This window comes from Nocardia sp. NPDC047038, from assembly GCF_040644075.1.
Taxonomy (GTDB): Bacteria; Actinomycetota; Actinomycetes; order Mycobacteriales; family Mycobacteriaceae; genus Nocardia; species Nocardia sichangensis.
The window spans coordinates 44239-69890 of sequence record NZ_JBEYVQ010000014.1; the positions used below are offsets into that span (position 1 = coordinate 44239).

Genomic DNA, 25652 nt, shown 5'->3' on the forward strand with positions numbered 1-25652 from the left:
TACCAGCCGAAGGTGCCCCACCGACCCGCGCCGGTCACCCCCTGAGCGCCTTGCGCATCCGCGCGACCATCCGGACGGTGACGAGCACCAGCACCGTCAACGTGGCCGTCAGCAGCAACGTGGACAACCACGCCATGGTGGGCACCGACAGCCGGTAGACCAACACGATCCGGGTCGCGGCCTCGACGACCAGTCCCACGCCCCACAATGCCGAGAGGCGGACGTGGGTGCGGCGGGCCAGCGCATTGGTGCGGTAGGTGTGCTCGATGACGGCCAGGTCGCCGGTCGCCATGACGCGGCGGGCGGCGTAGTAGGTCAGCGGCTTGCCGAAGAACAGGCCGATGAGGATTGTGACGCCGATACCGGCGGTCACCACGGATTGTTGCACCATGAGCGTGCGGGCGTCGCCACTGAGCAGCGACCCGATCAGTCCGATCACGAAGCCGCCCAAGACCATTCCGGCGAACAGGTCGATCCGGCGATTCCGCGCCACCTCCACGAGCACGGTCGCCGCGGAGGCCAGCGCCCCGGCAAGCAGCGCCATGAAATCGGAGCAGCCGAGCGCGTGCAGCACGAAGTAGGCCGCTATCGGCACCAGGATGTCGCGCGCCACGGGGGCGAACAGTTTTCGCAGGTCCGGACGCCCAGTGGCAACCTGCGCGGCGGGGGAAACGGTGTCGTCGACGATCATGGTGGGCAACTCCTGTGAGAACGGGCCGGACAGGAATCGAATCTACGAACGCGAGAGCCGTCCGGGATCTGTCAACCGTCACATGTCGGGCATGACAACTGTCATGCCGCGGTAGCCGCCCCCGAACGGCACCCGACCCGGACCCGCAGCCGTTCGACGTGGCGGAGTCGGCGTTCGGCGAGGACACTGAAGACGTAGCACCCAACTCGTCCCCAGGAGCACATGCGATGCCAACCAACGGGCCTTTCGGCATCGATCCGGAAGATTTCGAACGCGCACTGCGTGGGGCGGGCACCGAGCTCCGCGACCTGCTCGGGAAAGCCGGTGTATACCTGGATCGCGTAGATCACGCGACCGTCGGTTCACTGGCGTCGCTGCTCGGTCAGTTCGTCCAGCCACAACAGCCACGTCCACCGAAACCCGAGGGCGAGACCACCGGGGAGACCGGCAGCGGGGTGTGGGTGATCTACCGAGTCGACGACATCGGCGAGGCCAAGGTCGAGCAGGTCTTTCCGAGCGAACTCGAGGCCTTGCGCGCGCATCGCGACAACACCGATGATCGCCGTCGGGTGCGGTTCCTGCCCTACGGGGTTCCGGCAAGTGTGTTGGATGCGCCCTGACGGCTGGACAACCACCGACTACCCGATGCGATGGACGGTAGGGACATCCGGCCGGGGTGAAGCCCCGCGGTTTCAGCCGATGCTTTGACGGGTCGGCTCGATGAGCGCGATGAACCGCTCCTCTTGCCGCGAGTAGGGGTTGCCGGTGTATTTCGTCGAGATTTGGTCGACGATCTCCCATGCGGCGTCGCCTTCGAGCCATGCGACGACCCTGCCGCGGATGACGACCGGCCGGAGCGGGTTGTCGACCGGTGTGAGGGACAGTGCGATCCGGGGGTCGCGGCGCATGTTGCGAGTCTTGCGATAGCCGGGGCCGGTGATGATCGCGATATGGTCGCCGTGGGTGCCGGTCCAGACGGGGACGGAGTGGGGTGCGCCGTCGGGCAGGATGCTGGCGAGGTGGGCGATCGAGGTGCCTTCGAGCACGCGGCGCACTTCGGGGTCGAGCATGCTTGTCATCTCCTGGGCGTGAGTTCTCGGTATCGATATCGAAGGGTCAACGCTGAATCTCGTGGTGGAGGTGGGTGACTCCCGGCGCGGGAACGGCTTCGACCAGACGCAGACGCACCTGCTCGGGCAGCGCCCGGAAGAAGGGCCTGCCCTCGCCGAGCAGGACCGGCACCTGATGCAGAACCACTTCGTCGACGAGTCCCGCTTTCAACGCCTCGGTCACGACCCCGCCGCCCATGAGGGCGACATCCTTGTCGCCTGCGGTCTCACGGGCTGCCGCGATCGCGTCCTCGATGCCGGTGGTTGAGAGGTTTTGGCGGTCGGAGATCTCCGGCGCGGGCGGGTGGCTGACGACGAACAGCGTCCCTCCATCGCCCAGACCGCGACCGGCCCCGGGGTCACGGCCGGTGATATATCCGTCGACCGATACCGCCAACGCGCTGAAAACCTTGCTCATCTCCACATTCCTCTCTGAGTTCCTTCAAGAGACTTCAGAACCGTAGCACTTTAAGTTCCCTGAGGGAACTCCAATGGGTAAGCTGTTTCCATGCAGCGCACGAACTTCAGCGGGATGGCGTGCTCGATCGCGCGGACGCTCGACGTCATCGGGGAGCCGTGGTCACCGCTGGTCCTGCGGGATGTGTGGGTCGGGCTCAATCGGTTCGACCAGATCCAGGCCGACCTGGGAATCTCCCGCAAGGTCCTGACCGAGCGGCTGAACCACCTCGTCGATCAGGGGGTGCTCGTCCGGCGTCCTTACGACCAGCGGCCACGCTACGAGTACCACCTCACGAAGAAGGGTCTCGAGCTGGTGGACCTGCTCATGGTCATGACCCGCTGGGGTGACAGATGGCTCTCGGGCCAGGAAGGCCCGCCGGTGCTCTACCGCCACCACGCGTGCGGCCGGATCAGCGACGTCGACCTGCGCTGCGCCCACTGCGGCGAGCCGATGCACGCGGAGGACATCGACACACTGCCGGGCCCCGGCGCAGCCGGATGACCCGCCCGCTTGCGTTGCGTCCAGTTGCGAGGGCGCCGGGTAGCGGGATTCGGGGCCTGGATCAATCGCTGGCCGAATACGCTTCCGATCATTCGCTCTACTCCGCCGTCCAGCGCATGTACGGACATCGAATGTGACGAAGACATATCACAGAACGTGATGCAGATCATTGCGCCAAAAGGTGTGGTTGGGCATCGTCGTCCATTCATTTTGGAAAGAACCTGGTTGGAGATGCCGAATGGCCGACCATAATTTCGCTTACGACCTCACGCTGGACGAGGCACGACGGCGCAGCGCCGTCTTGGCGGCGCTCGGAGACGACTGGGATCCGGTCGCGGTGCTCGCCGAGGAAGAGCTGGCGTACACCATGCTGTACTCGAATCTCGACGATGAGCAGCAGCGAATCTACGAGGAACTCGTCCAAGCGGGCATCCTGCCGGATCGAGCGACACGCGATACTGCGCACTGATCCGACCGCCGAGCACGAACCGTGACCGGTGTTCGGCGTGTGCGACAGCCCGACCGCCGGACGGATCGTCCCCGAGCCGGCATCCGGAACTCATCCAGAGCTGTCGCGCGGGACCAGGGACACGGCCGAGTGGTCGGACTGCACCCAGGTCGTAGGCGCCGGCCGTCCGCACCGTTATCGTTTTCCTGAGGAAATCTTCGCCCGCCGGCGTCCACGCCCGAGGGGGCCCGGGACGCGAAACGGTATACCTTCAGCGGCGGGTCGCTGACCAGCGGAGGCAAAAGGAAGGTTCGGACGTTTATGGCGATCGACGGTCTCGGACGGTACGGAGTATGGCGCGGCTACCGGGGATTCGCTCCCACGGATGCCGCCGAACTCGAGGGACTCGGTTACAGCGCGCTGTGGCTCGGTGGGTCGCCGCCCGCCGACTTGCCGGTGGTCGAGTCGTTGCTCGAGGCGACGGAGACGCTGATCGTCGCCACCAGCATCGTGAATATCTGGACGGCACCGGCGAATACGGTCGCCGAATCGTTCCACCGGATCGAACAGCGATTCCCCGGCCGCTTCCTGCTCGGTATCGGCGTGGGGCACCCGGAGGCCAACAAGCCGTATCAGAAACCGTACGACGCGCTGGTGGAGTACCTCGACGAGCTCGACAAGGCCGGGGTGCCGAAGGAGCGGATCGCACTGGCGGCCCTCGGGCCGAAGGTGCTCGAACTCTCGCGCGAGCGCACCGCCGGCGCGCTGCCGTATCTGGCTCCGCCGGAGCACACCGCGCGGGCGCGCCGGATCCTCGGCTCCGCGCTGCTCGTCGCGGAGCAGAAGCTCGTGCTCGACGACGATCCGCAGCGGGCGCGCGAAGTCGGCAGGCAGATGGTGGACATGTATCTCGGCCTGCGCAATTACGTCTCGAACCTGCGGCGTCTCGGCTTCTCCGAGGACGATGTGGCCAAACCGGGCAGTGACCGTCTCATCGATGTGCTCACGGTGCACGGCACGCCCGTCGAGGTCACCGGGCAACTGGTCGAGCATCTGAAGGCTGGTGCCGATCACATTGCGCTGCAGGCATTGGATACGGACTATCTCGGCTCGCTGCGCCAACTCGCGCCGCTGCTGACCGCGGCCGACTGAATAACCGTGCCGGGCCGCGTTCTCGTGAGGCCGGCCATTCGCTGATCCACGTCGATCGACGGTTCGATGGGTGCGCACAGCGGTGTCGAGCACTGGCGACGGATGCGTCCGCTGCCGCAGAGGTAGCCGGAGTCGGAGGGTGCGTAGGCGCTGCCACCGTCCCGCGGTGTTGCGTTGCGGCGGAAAGCGACTCCTACCGCGCACGCGGCATTGCCGACAGCGGACCGTTCTCAGGCGAGGCGCGGAACGCCTGGATCATGAGCGCGGCGAAGCGCCGCGAGGCCGCCACACGGGTTTGCGAGCCGGCCCGGATTCCTCGGTGTGCCATGAGCATGAGGCTCAGGTCGGCGACTGCGAAGTCGGGTCGCAGCTGCCCGGTCTTCTCGGCGCGGCGGGCCAGTTCGCCGACCGCCCGTAGCGCAGCGGCACGTTCGGCGGCGAAGTCGATTGCGTCGGGAAAGGTCGAGGTGAACGCCTCGGTAAAGGCGCGGTTGTCGGCGTGCAGCGCACAGATGTTCTCGATGAACTGGCAGAAGCCATGCCAGGGATCCGGGTCGGACAGTCCTTGCTCGACGAGGGCGCGGCAGGCGCGCATCTCACCGGCGAACGCGGCGGTGGCCAAGATCTCCTTGGTCGGAAAGTGCCGGTACAGCGTCGCGGGCCCGACCCGGGCATGGCGGGCGATATCGCGCATCGGCACGGTCATTCCCTCGGCGGCGAACAGAGCACGCGCGGCGTCCAGGATGCGTTCGCGGTTTTCCCTGGCATCCGAACGCAGAGTGTGAGGCAAACGGTCGGCCACCGCTCTCACTTTAGCTAAGCGGACGCATGCGTCCGTTAGCGTCGGCTCGGGGGGCTGACAGGAGACGAGGAGAGCCAGTGAAAGCCATCGAGATCCGGACCTTCGGAAGCCCTGACGGCATGGCAGTGGCCGACATTCGCATCCCGTCGCCCGCCGCAGGACAGGTGCTCGTCACCACGGAGGCGATCGGCGTCGGTGGAGTGGACGCGGTGATCCGGCGCGGCACCCTCGGCGGTTACGGCTTCCGGGAGGGGCACATCCCCGGCAGCGAGGTCGCCGGGGTCGTGACCGCGGTCGGCGCGGGTGTCGACCGCTCGTGGGTGGGGCGGCGGGTGTGGGCGTTCACCGGGGTCGGCGGCGGATATGTCGAACATGCCGTCGCCGCCGTCGAGCAGATCTTCGCGCTGCCCGAGCACCTGTCTCCGGCCGCGGCGGTCACCCTGGGCAGCTCCGGAGTCGTGGCGCACTTCGGTCTCGCTCACGCCCGCTTCGCCGCAGGCGAGTCGGTGCTGGTGCGCGGAGCGGGCGGCAGTATCGGAATCTCGGCCGTGCAGCTCGCCGTTCGCGCCGGCGCCGCCGCGGTCGCGGTCACGACCTCCTCGCCGGAGAGAGGCGATCGGCTCCGCGCCCTCGGCGCCACCCAGGTGTTGGACCGCGCCGGGACCGGTGGCGCGGACTACGACGTCATCATCGACATCGTCGCCGGCGCCGCCGTCCCGTCGTTCCTCGGCAAACTCGCGCCGAACGGCCGCATGGTGGTCGTGGGGATCGTCGCGGGCTATCCACCGGCCGATTTCGGTATGGCGATGATGACGGCGTTCCAAAAGTCGCTCTCCTTCGCAACCTTCAGCGCCGACACCATCGACCACACCGCCCAGCGAGCGATCCGCGCCGAGCAGTTCGCCGCCGCGGCTCGCGGGGAACTGGATGCGGTAGTGCACGAATTGCTGCCGCTAGAGCAGGCCGCGCTGGCGCATCGGAAGATGGACGCCGGAGAGGTTTTCGGTCGCATCGTCCTGACGCCGTGAGCGATCGCGTCGCCGAAATTCAGCGCCAGGTCTCCGCGCCCCGGCGATTTGCCCCTCCCGCGCTACCGGAAAGATTTCTCGGCGGCCGGACCTCTCAACCCCCGACCGCCCGATTCGGCTCGACGCGTTCCATCGGATTCACAGGCCGTATCGGTTTCAGAGGCGGCGTCGGTACTGCCATGACCCCATCATCCCCTGCCTTCCGCGGTGGACCCCTACGTTCGACAGCCGGAAGTGCCGACGATCGCAATAACATAGTGCTGGTTTCAATTCGAGTTCGATGGTGCGGGCGGTGAGGTAGCTTCTGTTCGGCCTGCTGGGTCGAGCACAGGCGTGTCGACCTAGAAAAGGCTCCTGAACTGGGATAATCGGAGTTTGCGCAGCAGACTCGACACCGCATTCAGCTGGCCGTGTGGATGTCCACCGCTCGACGTCCCGACAAACTCGCCCCGACCCACCGAAGGAAGTCAGAGCGCCATGACAGACATCAGCATCCAGACGCTCGACGAAACCATCGACGCGGTGCTCGAAATTCCGTCCGGCGAGGGACCTTGGCCTGGCGTGGTCGTCATCCACGACGCCCTTGGGCTCCGCGACCCCCACCGGGAGATCGCGCGTCGCATCGCCGGCAACGGCTATCTGGCGATCGTGCCCAACCTGTACTCCCGCGGCGGGATGATCCGCTGTATGCGCTCGATGTTCAACGATCTCATGGCCTATGAAGGCCGCACCTTCGACGACATCGCGGCGGCACGAAAATGCTTGGCAGAAAGGTCCGACTGCACCGGTGCAGTCGGCATCGCCGGATTCTGCTCGGGCGGCGGGTTCGCCCTCGTCGCCTCTACGAAGGGGTTCGGCGCATCAGCGCCGTTCTATCCACCGCCCCTGCAGAGCAAGTACGCCGAAATCGTCGAGGGCGCGTGCCCCATAGTCGCCAGCTTCGGCCGACGCGATCCGATGAACCGGGGTAGCGGCCCGCGCCTCGAAGAAGTGTTGACCCAGAAGAAGATTCCACACGACGTCAAGACCTACCCCGACGCGGGTCACAGCTTCGCCGACCGCACTCCCGTGCAGGCGGTGGCGCGCATCTTCGGGTTCGGCGAGAACGAGAAAGTCGCCGCGGACGCGTGGCAGAGGGTATTCACGTTCTTCGGCCAGCACCTACGGTGACCGCGACGCCGCGAGATCGGCGTCGGGGAGCCTCCGCCCGCGTTGTCGGGTCAGTAGAGCATCGAACGCTCCGCGCCGTCCGCGACGGCGGCCCCGGCCACATGGCATCGGCCGCACACCTGCGCGCCGCGCTGCCTCGGCACACGGATTGGAGGAGACCGCGCGGGCGGTCGGCGCAACAGCTGGAGATGGAGTCAAGAGGGGATCCAACTGCCGTGGAAGCCGGTGGGGATTCGGACGGGCAGGTGGACTTCGGCGATGGGAGGGCTGGCGAGGTCGGCGGCGTCCAGAATCAGAAGGTAGCCGTTTCCGTGAAGTCGATCGTGGGCGAAACTCATCAGGTATCCGTCGTTTTCGTCCGTCGCCTGGGCGCGCGGGACGAACACGGCCTCACCACAGGTACGCCCTTCCGGCAGTCGGTGAGTGCGCCGTGAGGCGCCGTCGGCGAAGTCGTAGCGGTAGATGCGGGAGTGGCTCGGTTCGGCTTCGAGCGAGAAGCTGACCAGGTAACCGAAGCGGTGGTGGAGCCCGACCGTGCTGTCGGCGACGCGCGGATACTCGACCACCGCGTCGTCCACCTGCTGTTCGGTGACGGTGCCCTCGGCAAGCATCAGGCGCCACTGGTGCAGGCGGGGCAGCCCGCCGCCGATATCGTCGCTGCCGTCCCGCCACAATGCTGCCACCCGCGTACCGGTGAGGGTGATGGCGCCGTCGGCCTCGAATGCGTTGAGGGTATGCCACACATAGCAGGGTTCGATGTCGAACCAGCGGACCGGGCCACCGGCGCGGGCCATCACCCCGAACCGCGCGTGATGTCCGTCGTCCCAGCGCCACGCTGCGGTGACCTGGTCGAACACGACCGGCATGTCCATGAAGACCACATGGTGCCGGGTCACGGCGAAGTCGTGCATCATCGTGGCGCGCGGAAGTTCGATCGGCTGGGTCCGGAGCAGTTCGCCGGAGGGTGACACACGGTGGTAGGTCAGATACGGCGGGCGCAGTCGGTAACCGAAGAACAGCAACTCGCCGGATTCCGGACAGATCTTGGGGTGCGCGGTCATCGGCGTTCGCAGCGCGCCGTCGAAGGTGAACGGTCCGACGGTCTCCAGTTCCGGCGTGAGCTGGTAGGGGAAGCCGCCTTCCTCGAGCGCCAGAAGTCGGCCCGCGTGGCTGACGACGTGAGTGTTGGCCGTGGTGACCCGGTAATCCATCGTCGCGGTCGCCGGGTCGAAGCCGAGTTCGAAGCGCGATCGGCCCGGGTGGTGGTAGAGCGGGGTGCGCACGTAGCGGTTGCGATACCAGCGCGCGCGTCCTTCCGTCAAGGCAACCGCGTGGACCATGCCGTCCCCGGCGAAGTAGTGCGGTGACCAACCGGTCCGTGGGTTGGGACCATTACGCACGAACATTCCGTTCAAGTCTGCGGGTATTTCTCCGATCACCTCCGCTGGTTCCACGGTGCATTCCTCGGTGACCGGCGCGTTGTTCCCGGCCAGATGCAGCGGCACGGCTGCGTGCGACGGCATTGTCATCGTCGGATCTCCCTTCCCCGGATCGCCGTGCCAGGATGCCGAGACAATTCCCGAACAAACAGACTTGTTTTCGGCGAAGCCCTGAGCCGCTCACCGAACTCCCAGCTCAGCGCCGCGCAAGAAAATATGCGCGACTCGATCACCGCCATCCGCGTCGGCGGCGGCCGTCGCGGATGGCGCCGGCCGACTCGTCGCTGGAATGACGACCGGGATAGGCACGGTGACCTGGGTTCCGTGTGAGAATCGGCTGGAGAACGGCCGGTCTCTTTCGGGACTCGGCGGCCGAACCCGCGGTGTCGCCGACACCGCTGCGCAGCGACACAGGTAGTCCGATGACCGAAACACATTCCGAGTGCACCCGCAGAGAGTCCTGGGAGCGGACGACCGGCATCCCCTTGATGGTGCTGGCCGTCGCGTTTCTCTGCGTCTATGCCTGGCAGGTACTCGATACCGGGGCATCGCCTCGCCTGGACGCCTGGCTCACCCGGGTCGACGTGCTGATCTGGGCGGCGTTCGCGCTGGATTTCGCCGTGCGGTTGGTGCTGTCCGGGAACCGGTTGCGATTCCTGCGTACCCACCCGGTCGACCTGTTGATCGTGGTGTTGCCGCCGCTTCGCCCCCTGCGGCTGTTGCGGGCGGCCATGCTCGTGATCGGCACCCTGAACCGGAACACGACGACCAGAGCCAGACTCGCGGTATTCGTCGGAACTAGTTCGCTACTGCTTCTGCTGCTGTGCAGTCTGGCATTCTTCGACGCCGAGTACGGGGCGGCCGACAGCAAGATCCACAATTTCGGTGACGCGCTGTGGTGGTCGATGGTGTCGGTGACCACCGTCGGCTACGGCGATGTGTATCCGGTGACCACCGAAGGCCGTTTGATCTCGCTGATCCTGATGACCTTGGGCATCGGCCTGATCAGTTTCGCAATCGGCACCACCACCAGCTGGGTGATGGATCAGCTGAAGAGCGTCGAGGCGAATGTGGAGAGTACCGATCGGGAGATCAGCGAACTCGTCGCAGAGATCAGAGCATTACGTGCCGAGGTGGCCGCTCTGCGATCCACTGGGATCGAGCCGGATACCGTGCCGGCCGAATGACCGACGCATCCTCGGTGACAATGCTCATCTCCGGCGAGAGTCGCCAACGCGACCCTGCGGTGTCGGCCGAATTTCAACATGATTCGCCGCAGCCGCGACCACCAGCGGATGCGGGCCGGTGCGGGGCCGCCCCTACAAGTAGGGGCGCGCAGGGTCGTAACCGGGGGTGAGGTGGGGGCGATGAGCCAGGTGGAGTTCGTCGAGAGCGGAGGCCGGCGTGGGTCGAGCTATGAGAAGTGTTGCGGTGGTCGCTATTACGGCGGCAATGTCGATGTTCGGGATCGGTGCGCCGGTGACGGCGCATGCCGAACCGGCCGGGCTGAGGCATTGCGCGGTCAGCAGTGGACGAGTACCGGAAACAGCGACCCCGGAGGAGGTCGGACTCGATTCGCCCGCGCTGCGCCAGGCAGTGGCGCTCGCGGCGGATTCGACCCGCACGACGCTGCAGATCTTTCGGAACAATTGCCTGATCGCGACCGGCCCGAACACCGCGCGGGCCGCCGGTGTGCCGTGGAATCTATGGAGTAGCACCAAGAGTGTGGTTTCGATGGTAGCCGGGATCGCGGTCGACGAGCAGCGGCTGCGGCTCGATGACCCGATCGGCGCCTATCTGCCACCCGAGCTCGGTGATGCCGGACATCGCGCGATCACGGTGCGGAATCTGCTCATCGAATCCAGCGGCATGCGGGTAGCGGTGGCCTCGGAGGGCATCACCGGGTTGGCGCAAATCGACCCGAATGTGGTGGCGCAGGCGCTGGCGATGCCGATCGATCAACAGCAGGGCACCGAGTGGCGCTACAGTCAGCGCGCTGTCGATCTGCTCGTGTACGTCATCCAGCGTGCGGTCGATGAGGACTTTCAGACGTACGCGCAACGAAAGCTCTTCGATCCGTTGGGAATTCCGCCGACCGACTACTTCTGGGGACGGGACCGCAGTGGAAACACCTACGGTTACGCGCATCTACTGCTGCCACCGGACGACTTCGCCAAGCTCGGACTGCTGCTCACCAATCGCGGCCAGTGGGGCGGTCACCAGATCATTTCCGCGGATTATCTCGCGCAGGCAGGCCGGCCCGCCCCGACGAACCCATGCTATGGCTTCCTGTTCGTGGTGAACGGGCCGGACTGCGGCAACTACTTTCCTGGACTGCCGCCGGATGCGATGCAGATGTCGGGAATGATGCGCCAGGACAATTTCGTGGTGCCGAGCCTCGGATTGATGGTCAGTTGGACCGGTGTCACGGTGCCGGGGAGCGCGTTGAGCTTCCCGCACGATGTCCTGCGCGCGGTCGGCGCCGCCTTCCGGGACCCTCGCATACCCGCCGCGGCACCCTACGAACAGCAATCCGATGTCCAACTGTCCGATCCGATGATCTCGAACCCGGACGCGACACTCGCCGCACTCGGCATCGGCCCGATGGCCTACCCAGGTTGCAACCCGCTGTCCTGCCTGGGTCAACCCATGTCCGCACCGTTCGCGAATTGGCCACCGGGTTGTTTCATACTCGGCTGCGTCGGCCCGCACCCGGCGACCCCTGGAATTCCGTAGCGGCACAACGCGTATATGCGGCCAAGGTCATCCCGCTGCCCCGCGGCGCCAGCACTTCTGCGCTGGGCGCCGCGGGCTGCGGCGTGCCGCGATCCGCGTCGCGCACCACGCCGCCGCCGACATATCACGACGCCGGGCCGCGCAACCGATCCGTAGTTCCTTTTGGTCTCATAGCATTCGAAGACAGCTCCGAAAAATGTTCCGCCGACGGTCTTTCCTTGTGGCGCTATCGGCCGCGACGCACGCCGCCGGAGTCCCGAACGACCACGTGTCCAGGTGCGTCATCTACGGCATCAAGCCGAACGGCGATCTGCAGTGGTACCGCCACGACGGGTGGCGGGACGGCACGGCGACGTGGACGGCCGGTGCGGGTGGGAAGAAGATCAGTGGTGGCTGGACATCTCCAGCTCGGCGTTCAGTGGCGACACCTACCTCCACCTCGTCTGAGCATCCCATCCGAGATTCGATGTCCTGCGAATCGCGGCTCCGCTTGATGCACGGTTCGGCTCCCCCAGAGGCTGCCCTTCGGGGGAGCGTCGATGTCGTCCAGAATCAGGCGGAGATCGCCAATGTCGGTCACGGTTGGCCTGGAACAGTTCTTTCGGGTCGGTGTGCCGGCGTCGTCGGCGCTTATCGACCTGCGACCGACGCAGGCGAGTCCGCTCGGGTGACGAGCCGGGAGACGAAAACTCGTTCCAACAGTTCGTACAGACAGTCGCGGTCCTGGTCGCTGAGCCTGTTCAGGCCGTCCTGGGTGGCGCGCATTTTCGCCCGGATCGTGTCGGTGATCTGTTCGCCCTCGGGCGTGATGACGAGATTGGTGACGCGCCGGTCGGCTTCGCTGGCCTCTCGTCGCACGAGGCCACGCTTCTCCAGCCGGTTGATGATCCCGGTGACGTTGGAGGCGTCGCAGGCCAAGGTCTCGGCCAAGGCGCGCATCGCGACGGGCCCTCGGCGCAGCACGGTCAGCGCCTTGCCCTGGCTCGCCGTCAAGTTCTCGCTCGCCGCCGCGACGGTGAAGTCGCCGTAGTAGACGCCGAGCGACACCGAGAGCAGCTCCATCAACTGGGCCGTGTCGACGCGGGGAGCTTCTGCCATGGCAACCAGCCTATCCGCAGAAACTTGACTATCTCAAATATTTACCCTTAGCGTGTGTGGCCATTGCTTGAAGTTCTCAACCATCGAAGTCGTACCAACGAGGAGTACCCAGTGATCGTCACCGCGTCCGACGCCTCGCGCACAGCCGAGATCCTCTCGCGGCCCGTCGCGCTGAACGGCCTGACCGTCCCGAACCGCATCGTGATGGCGCCGATGACGCGCATGTTCTCCCCCGGCGGCGTTCCCGGTGACGATGTGCGGTCGTACTACGCCCGCCGCGCCGCCGCCGGCGTGGGCCTGATCGTCACCGAGGGCACCTACGTCGGCCACGAGTCCGCTGGGCAGAGTGACCGTGTGCCGCGCTTCCACGGTGAAGAGCAGTTGGCGGGGTGGGCGAAGGTCGCCGAGGACGTTCACGCGGCAGGCGGCACCATCGTGCCGCAGCTGTGGCACATCGGCATGGTCCGCAACCAGGGGGACGCGCCCTACCCCGATGCGCCCGCCGTCGGCCCCTCCGGTATTCGCGTCGACGGCACCGAGGGTCTCGGTAAGGCGATGACCCAGAGTGACCTGGACGACGTCATCGGCGCCTTCGCCGAGGCCGCGGCGGACGCCGAGCGCATCGGCTTCGACGGCGTCGAACTGCACGGCGCTCACGGTTATCTCCTCGACCAGTTCCTGTGGGCGCGAACGAACCGCCGTGATGATGCCTACGGCGGCGGCATCGCGGCCCGGACAAAGTTCGCCGCCGAGATCGTGGCCGCTGTTCGTGCGGCCGTCTCGCCCGGCTTCCCGGTGATCTTCCGTTACTCGCAGTGGAAGCAGGAGGCCTATGATGCACGGCTCGCCGAGACGCCGCAGGAGCTGGAAGCGATCCTGGCTCCGCTCGCCGCAGCCGGCGTAGACGCCTTCCACGCCTCCACCCGTCGCTACTGGCTCCCAGAGTTCGACGGCTCGGACCTGAACCTGGCAGGCTGGACCAAGAAGCTCACCGGCAAGCCCACCATCACCGTCGGCTCGGTCGGCCTGGACGGCGACTTCCTCCGTGCCTTCACCGGCGAGGGCGCCGAACTCGGCAGCCTCGACAACCTCCTCGATCGCCTGGAGCGCGAAGAATTCGACCTGGTCGCCGTCGGTCGCGCCCTGCTCCAGGACCCGGAGTGGGCGTCCAAGGTCCTGGCGGGGCGGATCGACGAGCTGAAGCCGTACGACGCGGCGGCACTGAAGACTCTGAGGTAAGCGAGTTTCAGCAGGCCGTCGTCGTCGATCCGAGCGAAACGGCGGATCGAGCGCACCGTGGGCATCCATAGCGAGCCACGCCGGGCGAGCGCATCCAGGACACTCGGCGTTCGGCGCATGGACCACCGCCGGGAGACCGTCACCACTGTAATCGTATCTGATGGAGCCATCAGATACGATTCCAGTGACATTCGCCGATGGAAGAGGGATCCATGTCCGCCGACCCCGTGGTGCGCAATCGCATCGACCGCCGCCGGGAACGCACCCGCAACGCACTGCTGGGCGCGGCACGGAAGTTCCTGGCGGAAGGACGTTCGGCGGTGAGCATCCAAGAGATCACCGACGCCGCCGACGTGGGATTCGGCTCGTTCTACAACCACTTCACCTCCAAGGAAGAGCTGTTCGACGAAGCCGTCCGCTCGGTGTTGCAGGTCTACAGCGAGATGCGCGACGAGATCGTGAAGCTGTACGACGACCCGGCCGAGGTATTCGCGGTGAGTTTCCGGATGACCGGCCGTCTCCAGCGGCAGGCGCCGGAGATAGTGCGGGTGCTGCTGAATTCCGGCATGCCGGTGCTGCTTCGGGACGAGGGCCTGGCCCCGCGTGCCCGCCGCGACATCATCGCTGCCCAGGAGGCGGGCCGGTTCGAGCCGATGGACCCGGACATGGCCGTCATGGCCGCAGGCGGCGCGCTGCTGGGCCTGCTGCAACTCCTGGACGCCCAACCCGGGGCCGATGCGGGCGCGCTGACCGACGAAATGACCTTCCATGTGCTGCGCATGTTCGGCATGAACAAGCGTTCGGCGCAGAAGCTCGTCTCCCACCCCCTGCCCCCGCAGCCGCAGCTGGTGCCCGATCCATAGTTCCGGTGGCATCGTCATGCTCGGAGTGGCGAAGGTCTATCCGCGACCTCGTCGAGGCGGCGCCCGTCCTCGAGGCGATCGTTGGGCAACAGACGCCCTGCCGAGCCGCGCCGTAGCAGTAGAGCGGCCACCAGCGCCGAGCGGCGCAGTGGTGGTGTCTCGCCGCTGGATATCACACGGGCGAGGCCGGGCAGTCGATGTATCCGTGGTGTGATGATGCCGCGCAGCCGGTTGCCGAGTTCGCCACCGTCGGTCATCACCACCCCGGTGAGCTTTGCCAATCGGATCATGGCTCGTTGCCGAGAGAGTCACCGGCCGCGTCGAGGCGTCCGCCCCGTGCGGCCAACGCGGCCGCGGGAATAATGGCGACCAGTGCGGCTCCCAGCACCCAGGTGAAAGTGGTCGCGAACGCCTCCGCCTGCTCCGAGTGCTGGATCCCGCTGTCTCTCAGCCCCTGCTGCAGGATCACCACGAACACGGCCGTGCCGATGGATCCGCCGATGCGCTGCATGATATTGAGCTGAGGTGTGGCATCCGCCATCTGAGCCGGGCCGAGGTTGCGCAGCGCCACCGTCATGGCAGGTGTCGCGGCCAGTCCGATGCCGAGGCCACGCACGATCATCGCGGCGGCCAGCAGCCAGTACGGCGTGTCGCCGGCAACGAACAGGAACGGCACCGTGGCGACGACACCGATCACCGCACCGATCACGCTGGTGAGCCCGCCGAGCCGCTCGACCATGGGTGCCGACAGCCCCATGGCTACGGCCGCGCCCAGCCCTTGCGGGGCCAGCAGCATTCCGGTGTGCGCGGCATCCTGATCTCGGATCACCTGAAAATACAGAGGCAGCAGCACCATCGCCCCGAAGGTCACCGCGCCCAGCACCAGCGTCGTGACCGCACCCGCACCGAACAGCGGATCCCGCCACAGCCGCAGATCGAGAACAGGATGCGCGGATCGCGTCGCGTGCACGACGAAAAGGCCGATGACGGCGACGCCGGCCAAGACCGGAACCAGCACCTGCGGATCGGTCACATTCCGGACTCCGGCGCGAGCCAATCCGAAAGTGACGCCCACTGTTCCGAGTGAAATCATCACCAGTCCAACGACATCCAACGGACCCGCGGCTTCGGTCGGCTCGTCGGGCTGGAGCAGTCGCCACGCCAGCACCAGGCCCAGCACGCCGAATGGCACGTTGATCAGGAAGATCCACTGCCAGCCCGCGTATTGCAACAACAGTCCGCCGATGGTCGGCCCGATGACGGGTGTGAGCACCATCGGCAGTCCCGCCGCCACCATGGCTCGCGCCATGCCGCGCTGCCCAGCGCTGGTGATCAGGATCAACTGCCCGACGGGAATCATCAGCCCCGCGCCGAATCCCTGCGCGACGCGGGCGACGATCAGGGTACCCACGGAGTCCGCGAGTCCGCAGGCGATCGAGGCGACGGTGAACAGGCCGAGCGTGCTCATATAGAGCCGCTTGGGCCCGATCTTGCGGGCAGCCCAGCCGCTGGCGGGCAGCACCGCCACCTGCACCAGGAGATAAGCCGTGACGACCCACTGGATGGCGTCCAGCGACGCGTCCAGGGCCGTAGCCAGGGAGTGCAGAGCGACATTGACGATCGTGGCGTCGAGGAAGGCGAGCACCGCGCCGACCAATACGACGACCACGGCCCGACGTGCCTGCGGGCTCAGCCCGGTGGTCACGCCGTCGGAAACGTTGGAAGCAGTCACCTTCGCAGTGTCATCCAAACGGGAAACTCTGTCAACCAATTGGATGACAATGCATCCGACTGGTTGAACCAGTCACCCGAACCGGTAACCTGTTCGCATGGCCCGCAGCACGGATTCGACGCCCGAAGGCCCGGCCCGCCGTCCGCGCCGCGCCCCCAGCGCGGACGAGCGCCGCCGCGACGCGGAGCGCTCCCGTCAGGCTCTGCTGGATGCGGCCCTGGATGAGTTCTCCGCAAAGGGCTTCGACGGTGCGCGGGTCCAGGACATCGCCGCTCGCGCGGGGGTGAACAAACAGCTCATCGCCTACTACTTCGGCGGCAAGGAAAACCTTTATCAAGAGATTCAACGGCACTGGCCGGAGGCCGAGGCCGAGCGTGCCGATCCGGCGCTTCCCCTCGACGAGACCGCCGCCCGCTACCTCACCGCCGCGCTGGCGGACCCACGCCCGGCCCGCCTGGTCATCTGGCGCGGGTTGACCGGGGGCGGCACCGAATCCGACTACATCGACGACGCCACGGTCATCGACACCGATCTGGCCAACCTCCGCCGAGCAAAAGAGCGCGGCCAGATAGCCCCGGAGCTGGATCCCGCGTTCGTCCGCATGGCCGTCATGAGCATGGTCCTGGCACCCCTGATGCTCCCCGAGGCCGCCCTGCGAGCCACCGGAAAGACCCCCGGCTCACCGGAATTCGAAGAGTACTATCGCACTCAACTCCGCGCCCTTATCCGCCGCCTAGGCACGGCCGAATCACCGGAAGGAGCCTGATCCGGGCTCTTCCCGGGCGCGGCGACGCTCGAGACTATCTCGGTATCGGCGTTTCCGGCGGTTTCTCTCAGTCGGTGTGTGCGTTAGGCCAGAGGTCGGCGGAAGTGATTACGAACGCGTTGACCGCGGATGGGCATATGAGACATATATCCCGTTGCCCGGCACGGCATTCTTATGCCCCGCGCTCATGGAGTTGGCCCACTGCCGACGCTGTGACCTGGGGTGGAATATCCGGCGATGGAAGAACGAGCGCATGACTTCACCGGTGCAGGTGGTCCGCTCGACTTTCCATTGCGCGAAGCGGCATTTTATGTCCTCTCCGGCAGGCCAATAGCGTCGGATTCATGAATTGGAGTTTTCAGTCGGCGGAAGAACTCGCGGCCGCCTTGCATGCCGGTGAAGTGACATCGGTGGAACTGACCGACGAGGCGATCGCGCGTATCGAGCGCGACGACAAGGCGATCAACGCGATCTGCGTACCGGATTTCGACAATGCGCGGGCCGCCGCACGCGCTGCCGACCAGGCGCGCGCCCGCGGCGCGGATCGGCCGCTGCTCGGTATTCCGGTGACGGTCAAGGAGTCCTACAACATCGCCGGACTGCCCACGACCTGGGGCATGCCGCAGTACAAGGATTATGTGCCTGCCGAGGACGCGGTACAGGTGTCGCGGCTGAAGGCCGCAGGCGCGGTGCTGCTCGGAAAGACCAATGTGCCGTTGACGCTGCGAGATATCCAAAGCTTCAACGAGATCTACGGAACCACCAACAACCCGTGGAACCACAGCCGCACGTCGGGTGGGTCGTCCGGCGGTTCCGCGGCGGCCCTGGCGTCCGGATTCGGCGCGCTGTCCATCGGCTCCGACCTCGCCGGTTCGCTGCGCACCCCCGCGCATTTCTGCGGCATCTACGCGCACAAGCCGACACGCGGTCTGGTGGCGTCCCGCGGTATGGTCGCGCCGCCGGAGCCGGCATTGCCGGTCGATCTCGACCTCGCTGTTGTCGGTCCGATGGCGCGCACCGCCCGCGACCTCACGCTCCTGCTCGACGTGATGGCCGGACCGGACCCGCTGACCTACGGCGTCGCCTACGACGTCGCACTGCCGCCCGCGCGCCACGAACGGCTGGCCGACTTCCGTGTCCTGATCATCGAGGAACATCCGCTCATTCCGACCGGATCGGCGGTGCGGGCGGGCGTGAACCGGGTCGCCGAGGCCCTCGTCGACGAGGGCGCCCGCGTCGAACGGCACAGCCCGCTGCTGCCTGATCCGATCGAAGCGGCGACGCTCTATATGCAGCTGATGCTGTCGAACGCCGCAGCGGGTCTTCCCCTCGACGTCTACCGACAGCTGCAGACCGAAGCCGCCGCACTGAGCGCGGACGACCGGAGCCTCGATGCGGCGCGGCTGCGCGGCATGGTGCTCAGCCACCGCGACTGGGTCGAGGCGAACAACCGTCGCGAACTCCACCGCCACGGCTGGCGGCAACTGTTCGCCGAGTTCGATGCCGTGGTGTGCCCCATCACGCCTACTCCCGCGTTCCCGCACGACCACGACGGAGGTCTGGAGGACCGGCACATCGACATCGACGGCGTCGAGTACCCGTACTTCGACCAGCTCGTCTGGGCCGGTATGGCCACCATGCCCGGCCTGCCCGCCACCGCCATACCCGCGGGCCGCTCACCCGAGGGCCTGCCGGTGGGAGTGCAGCTCATCGGTCCGATGTTCGAGGACCGCACCCCGCTGCGGCTGGCCGAACTGCTCGAGCAGAAGATCGGCGGCTTCCAGGCACCGAAGTAGGGTGCACTACCGGGTGCCGGTCGAGCGGATGACGAACGAACAGTGTGAGGCGAACCGAGTACCGACTTCGCACTTTCGGCTCCTCGGGCCGGCATGGCCCCTGCGCGTCCCGCGCGAGACATTGTGAATCAACGGGTATATGAACTTCGTGCGGGGCCGATCGAGCTCGTACCCCGGATTCCCGTCCGGGCATACCGCGACGGATCAGAGCGGCCCGGGCTGAGGAGAGTGGGGGTGGGCTCTTCTGCCCGAGATTGCGTAGCTGCCCAGCTTGCGAGGAGTTTGAGCCGGTCTTCGGATGCGGTGCCGGGTTCGGCGGTGTACGTGATCAGGTTGTGCACGGCTCGGCCGGGCAGGGGTAGGTCGAGGTCCTGGAACGTCAGTTCCAGGTGGCCGGCGCCGGGGTGCTGTAGCCGTTTGATGCCGTCGTGGCGGATCAGCACGTCATGCGCGGCCCATAGGCCGCTGAACCAGGGCGCGAGCGACCGCGTCGAGGACGTCTTCGGACACGCCGCCGATGTGACCCTTCTCCAGCCGCGTGTACCACTCTCACCCCGGTGAGTTGGGCCGACTCTGCACTCCCAAGGCCCGGAGCAGCCTGCGCGATCAGCGGCATTTCCGTGCGTTCACGCCAGATGCGGAGCCAGGATCGCCGCGCCTGCACGTACGGCGGCCCAGTCGGTGTCGTCCTGCCGGGCCAACGCCCGCGGCAACCACGTCCGGCGCTGCGCCTGTTCCCGAATAAGCGCAGGGATATCGAGCTCGATCCCCGGGACGACACCGGCCACAGCCAGGTGGTCCACACGCTCCTGCATGGCTTGCAGCAATCGGTGGTCGAAATCGGCTACAGCAGACACGAATTCCTCCGTGCTGACCGTCCTCAGGCCCGACAGCGGCGCGGAGAACGTGATCTCACCATCGGGATCGGGTGTGAACTGCCACGCCACAGTGACCGTGTCCTCGGGGCCCAGGGTGCGCCACCACCGAAACGCGGGCCCGAATCGCAGATACGAGGTGTCGGTCCATCGCAGGCTGTACGCCTCGGAGGCGGCCTCGACCGCTGGATTGTCGAGGAGATCCGGATCGCCGGTGTCGACCCACTCCTCGGCGCCGGCGGTGAAGAACTTCGCCAGATCGTCCGGCACCGGCTCGAGGGCCGAGGGCAGAACGGCGAGTAGGTCCTCCCACAGCCGCACCACGTAATAGTCCACACACGACGTTACGGCAGCGCTGCCAGCGCCTATCGAGTTCGTGTTCCGCTCTGCGTATCTCAGCAGCTCGACACCACCGACCTCCAGGCAGTACCACCCCTGGGTGAGCCCGAACCAATGCAGACGGCGATGCTCCCCCCACGGAACAACCTTCTCGAGGGGCGCCAACTCGAACCGGACACGCATCATGCCCCCGATTCAACTGATCGCCCCGCGCGCTGTCGACCACATTCGTGGGTCGGCGGGTCGATCGCCCTGCGGACGTACTGGGCGTTCACCGACCACTTGCACTGCGTGGAGATCAAACACGACGCGATGTAATCGGCATTTGAGGATGCTTATACCGACTTGGTGGTAGCAATGTGGTCCAAGACCGATCTGGGGAAACCCGTCCGCGCCGGACCCCGTGTCCCGGGTCCGCGAACCGGTGGTGGCGGTTCCACGACTGCCTAACCGATCAACCACGATCCGCGCTCTCGCCGCGCCGAATCATGGGGCTGCTGTAGGGAGAGGTGACATCGTCGTTTCCCTCCCCGTATGCGGGTATTTGAGGGAGTGTGTAACCAATATCTCACCACGACGAGTGGTACCTCCTCTACATCCTGTGGCCGAAGCTGCGGACAATCCGATAACCGCGCCGGACCGACATGATCCCGCCTCTGCGCCTCATGACCCGCAACACCAAGTGTTCAACGTGCCTGCCGACCAAGGGGGTATGCATCAAGGCTCTCGCCGTCGTCGACAGGCGACCCCCCGCGCGTCGTCGCGGCCTGGCCATCGGCAAATAGCCTGCCTCGGTTGATCCGAACGAGTTCTGAATCGTCAGGGCTTTTAATACCAGGCGGTCTTATTCATTGGGACGTGCCACCCCGCGCCTGGGAACCACACGCCGCTTGGCAGTACGCGACTGCGTGTGCGTTCGCGAACTTCTGCGAAACGCACACCACCACGGAGTTATGCGGTACGGTATCGCCCGTTCACATGGGTTTCTAACAGTGGTACTGGGATTCATAAGGAAAGTCATCACATGAATAATGGAGGCCGTAGTCAGGGTGTCGGCGGTAGCTCACCTTGGCAACAGCGGAAGACGTCCGTGCCACATCTGCCTGGCGGATTCGACGGCTATCTGACTCATCTACGGACAGTCCTTGGGGCACTGACCACCCCGCAACCTCGTGATGAGAACATCCCGTGGCCGTCGGCCGATTCGGCGATTTCCGCTGTTGAGGTTGCAAACCATCTCGCTCCAGCCGGACTCGTCCAACGGAATAACGACGGAACAATTGTGGCGACCGACCAGGCTCGTCGTTGGCTCGCATCACAAGATCACGCCGAGCTAGTCGGCACCCTCCATACCAATCTTCGTTTCATCGGAGAGCTGATGTACGAGATCTCCGGCACTGGACTCACCGTGTCTGAGATCAACGACGTGGCCAACAAGTACTACTACCTCGGGTGGCAATCACTCGACCCCGTTCAGCGACGGTGCTATTGGCTGCGGGCAGCGGGCATGGCCGAGCTTCTTTTCACCGGCAAGGTCATTCTCACCACTCAAGGTCGAGAGGTGCTTACACATCTGAAGTTGGTCTGCCCCAGGGATTTTGAGTCACAATCAGCAGTGCTACTTGAAGACTTGCCGCAGCTTATGCCAGAAATATCAAAGATCCTAAAAGATCTTGATCAAGGGCTCCTTGAATCTCGAGTGACCGCAGGGCTGAACCATGTACCGAAAGGAGCGAAGCACAGCTTGATCAGTTCGCTAGCTGCTCAAGTAAATGCTGCTACTCCACGGATCGAGCGAGACGCTTTCATAGACTTTTGCGCATCCGAGTTCCGGGCCAAACCCTCATCTGCGATCTCAGCACTCGACGCCGTCCGGAACGCGGGGCTATTTATCCAGGTCGACCGCGCTGCATTTGAGCCATCCGAAGCCGCTCTGGCGTGGCGGGCATCCGGACTCAGTCTCGATCTTGTCGGGATTGTCCACGCAAACATCCGTTGTGTCGGCGAGCTGCTTCCCCTGCTTGATGAGACCCGAACAGTCGGAGAACTGAGTGTTGCTATCGAGTCAACCTTCCCCGGCCTGTCATTCGGAATAGGTGCATTGCGCAATCGACTCCACCTGCTGCGAGAGGCCGGTCTCGTTGAGCAACCTACGAACACATCGTTTCGCGTAACCCCGCTGGGACGGACTTTCGCAAAGACGCTTCCCCTTGAGACCGCACCCAACGTCGAGCAGGAATCGCCTGACGTGATAGCGGCTGCACCCGAGGATCCGACTCTGGCTACACTTTTCGACTCAGCCAGCGACGCTGCGCACTCTGAAAGACTTGAAAAAGCTGTCACCGCTGTGTTCCAAGAGCTGGGATTGGATGTGACGCACATCGGCGGCCAGGGGCAAACCGACATCTTGATAACCATACGCCAGAGCCCGACAGAGTCGATTCGAATAATCGTTGACACCAAGGCTTCCAAGTATCAGTCGATCCTCGAAAACGCTGTGGACTTCGGCACCTTGGAAGAACATCGGGTTAAATATAGCGCCACACATGTCGCGCTCGTCGCCCCCGGATTCGATACAGGTCGTGTCCGCAGTCGTGCGGCCAAAACAGGTTGTGCCCTGATCACCGTTCAAGAGCTCGCAGACATACTTTCAAGATCTCGTTCCGAGCCACTCGCTCCGGTTGATCTGATCCCCCTCTTCTCCGCTGAGTCTGAGGGTGATCTATGGGGTGAAGCTGATCGCCGAGCCGAGGTGCTTAGCGCCGTCATCACCGCAGTTGCGGATGAGTCGGAGTATGTGGCGGAAACTGGCCGCAGCTTCGACCAGTACGACATCCATCGTGCCTTGCGTCGTGCGATCCAACCATCGCCAAGCATGGACGAAGTTACCGCTGCACTAGACCTCCTGGCCTCCCCACTTGTAGGCGGTGTTTGTAAAGGCACGAAGGACGGCTATCTGCCGGGGCTCCCCGTCGAGTCGGTCGGTGCTCGGTTGTCCGCCCTCGCTTTCGCGGTGCAACGTTGTTGGCGCACTTTAAATTAGTGGGGATAGCTGCCCCACGCGCCGATCTCGATACACTCAGTCTAATGGATGGTGAATAAGCGGGCCGCGTGGCTGGAGGCCCGCTGAGCAGGTCCAACGGTTGTGCAAGTCCTGATGCACCAGAATGGGCCAAAATGCTCTAAGGAGTGCGTAACCGACATGTCACCCCGGCGAGCTGTGCCGCTTCCGCACTCCCCGCGGCCGGAACTGCGGACAACTCTCAGGACGCCTGCGAAGCCGCCGGCACCCGGTGCGCTCACCCCGTGATCATCGGACGGTTCTAGGTACAGAGCCGTGCATGCCAGATCCACCGGAGTGCCGACACTTCCGATCGACTCCACGGCAAGCGCCGATTGGCGACCGCGCAGGTCCGCGACCTTTGACGCCATATGCACGGATGCTGCCGGTATGACGGGAGTGTCGCCGAGCTGTGGCTGACCGTGTGGAGCAGGTCAGCGTCGCGCAAGCCTGTGCGCGAAAGGGCCGCGCTGGCCGACCATGTTGGCGACGTGCAGACCAAACCGAGATGAGATCGTCGCGTGCAGACAGGTCATCCCGGGACAAGCCGAGACAGTCTGCTTGCTGCGCCATCACCGAGGTTCGGTGGACGCCCTCCGGGCGAAGCGCTCCTCCGGCCAGAAGGTGTCTCCCAACGTCAGTTGATCGAACAGAACACAGACGGTTCCCGGCTTGTCCTCGGAATCCCAGATGGCCGACACGTTCCGGCCCCGTTCGTTCCCATAGCGGCTCAGCCAGTAGATTCTGTCTCCCGGCTTGAGTTCGCATGCGCTGACCAACTGTCGGCCTGACGTCATGCGAGTACTCGGTTGTCCGACTCGCGCATCGAAACCGTATTCTCCGGTCGGCCGGGGGCGCCGCCAGACGATCCGGAACTGCTCGTCGATCGGCAGGGCAGGTGGACCTACGAGCACTTCTTTGACTAGGTAGAACGTGACAAGTCGGCGGGCCCTATCTGACATCTCGCGCCACGGTTTCGAGTGCGCCTCGGTAGATGCGTCAGCGTCCGCCTCCAACTTCGTGGCGATGACAGCCAGATCGTGGTCGGTCGCGGTTTCCGTGCGGAGAACCTGTATCGACCGGGGCAACGAATCGGGTTCGACCCGAAGACGGTGTTCAATTCGCCTGGCGACGTAGTTGTCACGTGCGTCGATGTTGGTATGAAGCTGCGGTACGTCAACTGGGGGTTTGCGAGCCCACTGAGCGGCATCGAAGCAGGCAGCTAACCACTGCGCCTCAGCTTTACTCAGTATCTTGTCCGCCAGTACGGGTATGCCGGGAAGAAGCCCTGATCTGCCGTTGGGATAGAAGTGCTCGGGGCCGATGTGCTCCGGGTACCAGTCGAAGTCGCTGTGGAGCAAAGTAGCGAATCCCTCGCCTTGGCGCTGCCAAAAGATCAAATCCTCGCCAAATACGTTCACGTGGTGCTGCACGATGTCCGATGGACCGAATTCGACGCCCGCCATCTCACCCAACTGGGCTTGGATGATCCGGTTGCCCCGATAGCGGCTCAGGTAGGCTCTGACCACGGCGACGAAGTCAGCGATGGATTCGTCATGCAACTTCTGCTCCGAGTTGACCGTGATCGTCTTGAGCACCTCACCTTTGCGCCGTGCCGACAGAAGTTGCTTGGTGGCGTTGGCCCAGTAGAGGCCGTCGGTGTCCGGGTCATGCACGACGCAGAGCACCGGAATGTTGCCATCGGCCCAGGTGCTGCCGTGGTCACCGATTGGCACGGCATATCCGCCGGACCTGCGCCGCGAACGGCCACCCTTGACCTGGATCCTGACCAGGTCGCCGGTGACCTCACCGTCCTCGGTGAACGTGACGTGTTGGTCCTCGCCGAAGTCGTTCTGGCCGTCCACCTCCTGAACGATGTGATTGTGTCGCTCCAGAAGCGTCCGCAGCGCGTTGACCGCCGCACGACTAGTTCTGCGAGTATCAGGCACCTTCGGCAACGGACCCCCCGGATCATGGCGCGCGGTGACCAAGGATGGTTCGCGACTAGTTGGACGCGTCGAAGGATAGCGGCTAGAGATCGATCAAGGAGTGTGTAGCGAATATCTCACCCCGGCGAGTGGTACCAGCTCTACACCACCTATCACCTGAGCTGCGGAAAATCCGCTAGCTGCAGAAGCTCTCGCCCAGTAATACGCGAGAGTCCCTCAATATCGTGCGAGGGACTCTGCGGAGCGTCGGCATACGGCTGCTCATAGCTGGTATCAGCTTCGATCACCAACCGCCCAACCGAAAATCGCAGAGCGTCCCCGTTCCCTTGTTCGGTGTGCCCTGCCGATAAGTGGTCTCTGCGTTCAACAACCGAAATATGATGCACAACAACAGTATT

At 65.1% G+C, this 25652-nt stretch carries 23 protein-coding genes and 1 pseudogene; 13 read left to right on the plus strand and 11 right to left on the minus strand.

Translation table 11 applies throughout. The features are described from left to right. Window positions 1–34 precede the first annotated feature (34 nt). The gene (locus ABZ824_RS31430; RefSeq protein ID WP_356967484.1) at window positions 35–691 is read right to left on the minus strand and encodes a VC0807 family protein; all 657 of its coding nucleotides are present in this window, start codon (window positions 689–691) and stop codon (window positions 35–37) included. A gap of 227 nt (window positions 692–918) precedes the next feature. On the opposite strand from ABZ824_RS31430, the gene ABZ824_RS31435 reads away from it, so the two are divergent. Further along, complete coding sequence (locus ABZ824_RS31435; protein ID WP_355074285.1) at window positions 919–1311, plus strand: hypothetical protein; 393 nt, start codon at window positions 919–921, stop codon at window positions 1309–1311. A 72-nt stretch (window positions 1312–1383) separates the two neighbouring features. Here the strand turns inward: ABZ824_RS31435 and ABZ824_RS31440 are convergent, their stop codons facing one another. Then, a complete protein-coding gene (locus tag ABZ824_RS31440; protein WP_356967487.1) occupies window positions 1384–1761 on the minus strand; it encodes a PPOX class F420-dependent oxidoreductase in 378 nt (125 codons plus the stop codon). Window positions 1762–1807: 46 nt separating this feature from the next. Continuing rightward, window positions 1808–2218, minus strand: coding sequence for a dihydrofolate reductase family protein (locus tag ABZ824_RS31445; RefSeq protein ID WP_356967489.1), 411 nt, complete (start codon window positions 2216–2218; stop codon window positions 1808–1810). Between the two features lie 90 nt (window positions 2219–2308). Between ABZ824_RS31445 and ABZ824_RS31450 the strand changes: the two genes are divergently transcribed. From ABZ824_RS31450 to ABZ824_RS31460, 3 genes are all read left to right on the plus strand, one after another. Beyond that, window positions 2309–2761 carry a helix-turn-helix domain-containing protein gene (locus ABZ824_RS31450; RefSeq protein ID WP_355074290.1) on the plus strand — a complete coding sequence of 151 codons (453 nt, stop codon included), beginning with the start codon at window positions 2309–2311 and terminating at the stop codon, window positions 2759–2761. Between the two features lie 238 nt (window positions 2762–2999). Further along, a complete protein-coding gene (locus ABZ824_RS31455) occupies window positions 3000–3230 on the plus strand; it encodes a DUF6400 family protein (protein ID WP_355074292.1) in 231 nt (76 codons plus the stop codon). 300 nt (window positions 3231–3530) lie between these two features. Next, entirely contained in the window at window positions 3531–4361 is an 831-nt protein-coding gene (locus ABZ824_RS31460; protein ID WP_356967492.1) for an LLM class F420-dependent oxidoreductase, read from the plus strand. Window positions 4362–4554: 193 nt separating this feature from the next. Here ABZ824_RS31460 and ABZ824_RS31465 read toward each other — a convergent pair whose 3' ends face one another. After that, the gene (locus tag ABZ824_RS31465; protein ID WP_356967494.1) at window positions 4555–5163 is read right to left on the minus strand and encodes a helix-turn-helix domain-containing protein; all 609 of its coding nucleotides are present in this window, start codon (window positions 5161–5163) and stop codon (window positions 4555–4557) included. Window positions 5164–5240: 77 nt separating this feature from the next. On the opposite strand from ABZ824_RS31465, the gene ABZ824_RS31470 reads away from it, so the two are divergent. Both ABZ824_RS31470 and ABZ824_RS31475 read left to right on the plus strand, forming a co-directional pair. Then, window positions 5241–6191, plus strand: coding sequence for a zinc-binding dehydrogenase (locus ABZ824_RS31470; RefSeq protein ID WP_356967496.1), 951 nt, complete (start codon window positions 5241–5243; stop codon window positions 6189–6191). A gap of 477 nt (window positions 6192–6668) precedes the next feature. Beyond that, entirely contained in the window at window positions 6669–7361 is a 693-nt protein-coding gene (locus ABZ824_RS31475; protein ID WP_356967498.1) for a dienelactone hydrolase family protein, read from the plus strand. A gap of 194 nt (window positions 7362–7555) precedes the next feature. Here the strand turns inward: ABZ824_RS31475 and ABZ824_RS31480 are convergent, their stop codons facing one another. Continuing rightward, window positions 7556–8890, minus strand: coding sequence for a carotenoid oxygenase family protein (locus ABZ824_RS31480; protein WP_356967500.1), 1335 nt, complete (start codon window positions 8888–8890; stop codon window positions 7556–7558). A 332-nt stretch (window positions 8891–9222) separates the two neighbouring features. Here ABZ824_RS31480 and ABZ824_RS31485 point away from each other — a divergent pair, with 332 nt between their 5' ends. Together ABZ824_RS31485 and ABZ824_RS31490 are read left to right on the plus strand one after the other, a co-directional pair. Next, the gene (locus ABZ824_RS31485; protein WP_356967502.1) at window positions 9223–9987 is read left to right on the plus strand and encodes a potassium channel family protein; all 765 of its coding nucleotides are present in this window, start codon (window positions 9223–9225) and stop codon (window positions 9985–9987) included. 229 nt (window positions 9988–10216) lie between these two features. Then, on the plus strand, window positions 10217–11536 hold the full coding sequence (locus tag ABZ824_RS31490; protein WP_356967504.1) for a serine hydrolase: 1320 nt from the start codon (window positions 10217–10219) through the stop codon (window positions 11534–11536). 630 nt (window positions 11537–12166) lie between these two features. Here the strand turns inward: ABZ824_RS31490 and ABZ824_RS31495 are convergent. Continuing rightward, complete coding sequence (locus tag ABZ824_RS31495) at window positions 12167–12634, minus strand: MarR family transcriptional regulator (RefSeq protein ID WP_355074309.1); 468 nt, start codon at window positions 12632–12634, stop codon at window positions 12167–12169. A gap of 111 nt (window positions 12635–12745) precedes the next feature. Between ABZ824_RS31495 and ABZ824_RS31500 the strand changes: the two genes are divergently transcribed. Both ABZ824_RS31500 and ABZ824_RS31505 read left to right on the plus strand, forming a co-directional pair. Further along, window positions 12746–13873 (plus strand): NADH:flavin oxidoreductase, encoded by a 1128-nt coding sequence (locus ABZ824_RS31500; protein ID WP_356967506.1) that lies wholly within the window; start codon window positions 12746–12748, stop codon window positions 13871–13873. Window positions 13874–14085: 212 nt separating this feature from the next. Continuing rightward, complete coding sequence (locus ABZ824_RS31505) at window positions 14086–14736, plus strand: helix-turn-helix domain-containing protein (RefSeq protein ID WP_356967508.1); 651 nt, start codon at window positions 14086–14088, stop codon at window positions 14734–14736. A gap of 14 nt (window positions 14737–14750) precedes the next feature. Here ABZ824_RS31505 and ABZ824_RS31510 read toward each other — a convergent pair whose 3' ends face one another. Next, window positions 14751–15026, minus strand: coding sequence for a hypothetical protein (locus tag ABZ824_RS31510; protein WP_356967510.1), 276 nt, complete (start codon window positions 15024–15026; stop codon window positions 14751–14753). Next, window positions 15023–16468 (minus strand): DHA2 family efflux MFS transporter permease subunit, encoded by a 1446-nt coding sequence (locus tag ABZ824_RS31515; RefSeq protein ID WP_356967511.1) that lies wholly within the window; start codon window positions 16466–16468, stop codon window positions 15023–15025. Before ABZ824_RS31515 ends, ABZ824_RS31510 begins: the two co-directional genes overlap by 4 nt. Before the next feature lie 97 nt (window positions 16469–16565). On the opposite strand from ABZ824_RS31515, the gene ABZ824_RS31520 reads away from it, so the two are divergent. Both ABZ824_RS31520 and ABZ824_RS31525 read left to right on the plus strand, forming a co-directional pair. Further along, a complete protein-coding gene (locus tag ABZ824_RS31520; protein WP_356967513.1) occupies window positions 16566–17234 on the plus strand; it encodes a TetR family transcriptional regulator in 669 nt (222 codons plus the stop codon). 344 nt (window positions 17235–17578) lie between these two features. After that, window positions 17579–19030 (plus strand): amidase, encoded by a 1452-nt coding sequence (locus ABZ824_RS31525; RefSeq protein WP_356967515.1) that lies wholly within the window; start codon window positions 17579–17581, stop codon window positions 19028–19030. Window positions 19031–19158: 128 nt separating this feature from the next. Here ABZ824_RS31525 and ABZ824_RS31530 read toward each other — a convergent pair. After that, window positions 19159–19497 (minus strand): annotated as a pseudogene (locus ABZ824_RS31530) (hypothetical protein); the annotation flags it as partial. Window positions 19498–19656: 159 nt separating this feature from the next. After that, a complete protein-coding gene (locus ABZ824_RS31535; RefSeq protein ID WP_356967517.1) occupies window positions 19657–20430 on the minus strand; it encodes a DUF5984 family protein in 774 nt (257 codons plus the stop codon). A gap of 1096 nt (window positions 20431–21526) precedes the next feature. Between ABZ824_RS31535 and ABZ824_RS31540 the strand changes: the two genes are divergently transcribed. Then, window positions 21527–23287, plus strand: coding sequence for a restriction endonuclease (locus tag ABZ824_RS31540; RefSeq protein WP_356967519.1), 1761 nt, complete (start codon window positions 21527–21529; stop codon window positions 23285–23287). Window positions 23288–23877: 590 nt separating this feature from the next. On the opposite strand, the gene ABZ824_RS31545 is transcribed toward ABZ824_RS31540, so the two are convergent. After that, entirely contained in the window at window positions 23878–25254 is a 1377-nt protein-coding gene (locus ABZ824_RS31545; RefSeq protein ID WP_356967521.1) for a DUF4365 domain-containing protein, read from the minus strand. Window positions 25255–25652: the final 398 nt, after the last annotated feature.

Excerpts from the sequence above, each read along its gene's own strand:
- ABZ824_RS31430 (WP_356967484.1), bottom strand. The coding sequence starts at position 691 with ATGATCGTCGACGACACCGTTTCCCCCGCCGCGCAGGTTGCCACTGGG.
- ABZ824_RS31435 (WP_355074285.1), top strand. The coding sequence starts at position 919 with ATGCCAACCAACGGGCCTTTCGGCATCGATCCGGAAGATTTCGAACGC.
- ABZ824_RS31440 (WP_356967487.1), bottom strand. The coding sequence starts at position 1,761 with ATGCTCGACCCCGAAGTGCGCCGCGTGCTCGAAGGCACCTCGATCGCC.
- ABZ824_RS31445 (WP_356967489.1), bottom strand. The coding sequence starts at position 2,218 with ATGAGCAAGGTTTTCAGCGCGTTGGCGGTATCGGTCGACGGATATATC.
- ABZ824_RS31450 (WP_355074290.1), top strand. The coding sequence starts at position 2,309 with ATGCAGCGCACGAACTTCAGCGGGATGGCGTGCTCGATCGCGCGGACG.
- ABZ824_RS31455 (WP_355074292.1), top strand. The coding sequence starts at position 3,000 with ATGGCCGACCATAATTTCGCTTACGACCTCACGCTGGACGAGGCACGA.
- ABZ824_RS31460 (WP_356967492.1), top strand. The coding sequence starts at position 3,531 with ATGGCGATCGACGGTCTCGGACGGTACGGAGTATGGCGCGGCTACCGG.
- ABZ824_RS31475 (WP_356967498.1), top strand. The coding sequence starts at position 6,669 with ATGACAGACATCAGCATCCAGACGCTCGACGAAACCATCGACGCGGTG.
- ABZ824_RS31480 (WP_356967500.1), bottom strand. The coding sequence starts at position 8,890 with ATGACAATGCCGTCGCACGCAGCCGTGCCGCTGCATCTGGCCGGGAAC.
- ABZ824_RS31485 (WP_356967502.1), top strand. The coding sequence starts at position 9,223 with ATGACCGAAACACATTCCGAGTGCACCCGCAGAGAGTCCTGGGAGCGG.
- ABZ824_RS31490 (WP_356967504.1), top strand. The coding sequence starts at position 10,217 with ATGAGAAGTGTTGCGGTGGTCGCTATTACGGCGGCAATGTCGATGTTC.
- ABZ824_RS31495 (WP_355074309.1), bottom strand. The coding sequence starts at position 12,634 with ATGGCAGAAGCTCCCCGCGTCGACACGGCCCAGTTGATGGAGCTGCTC.
- ABZ824_RS31505 (WP_356967508.1), top strand. The coding sequence starts at position 14,086 with ATGTCCGCCGACCCCGTGGTGCGCAATCGCATCGACCGCCGCCGGGAA.
- ABZ824_RS31510 (WP_356967510.1), bottom strand. The coding sequence starts at position 15,026 with ATGATCCGATTGGCAAAGCTCACCGGGGTGGTGATGACCGACGGTGGC.
- ABZ824_RS31520 (WP_356967513.1), top strand. The coding sequence starts at position 16,566 with ATGGCCCGCAGCACGGATTCGACGCCCGAAGGCCCGGCCCGCCGTCCG.
- ABZ824_RS31525 (WP_356967515.1), top strand. The coding sequence starts at position 17,579 with ATGAATTGGAGTTTTCAGTCGGCGGAAGAACTCGCGGCCGCCTTGCAT.
- ABZ824_RS31535 (WP_356967517.1), bottom strand. The coding sequence starts at position 20,430 with ATGATGCGTGTCCGGTTCGAGTTGGCGCCCCTCGAGAAGGTTGTTCCG.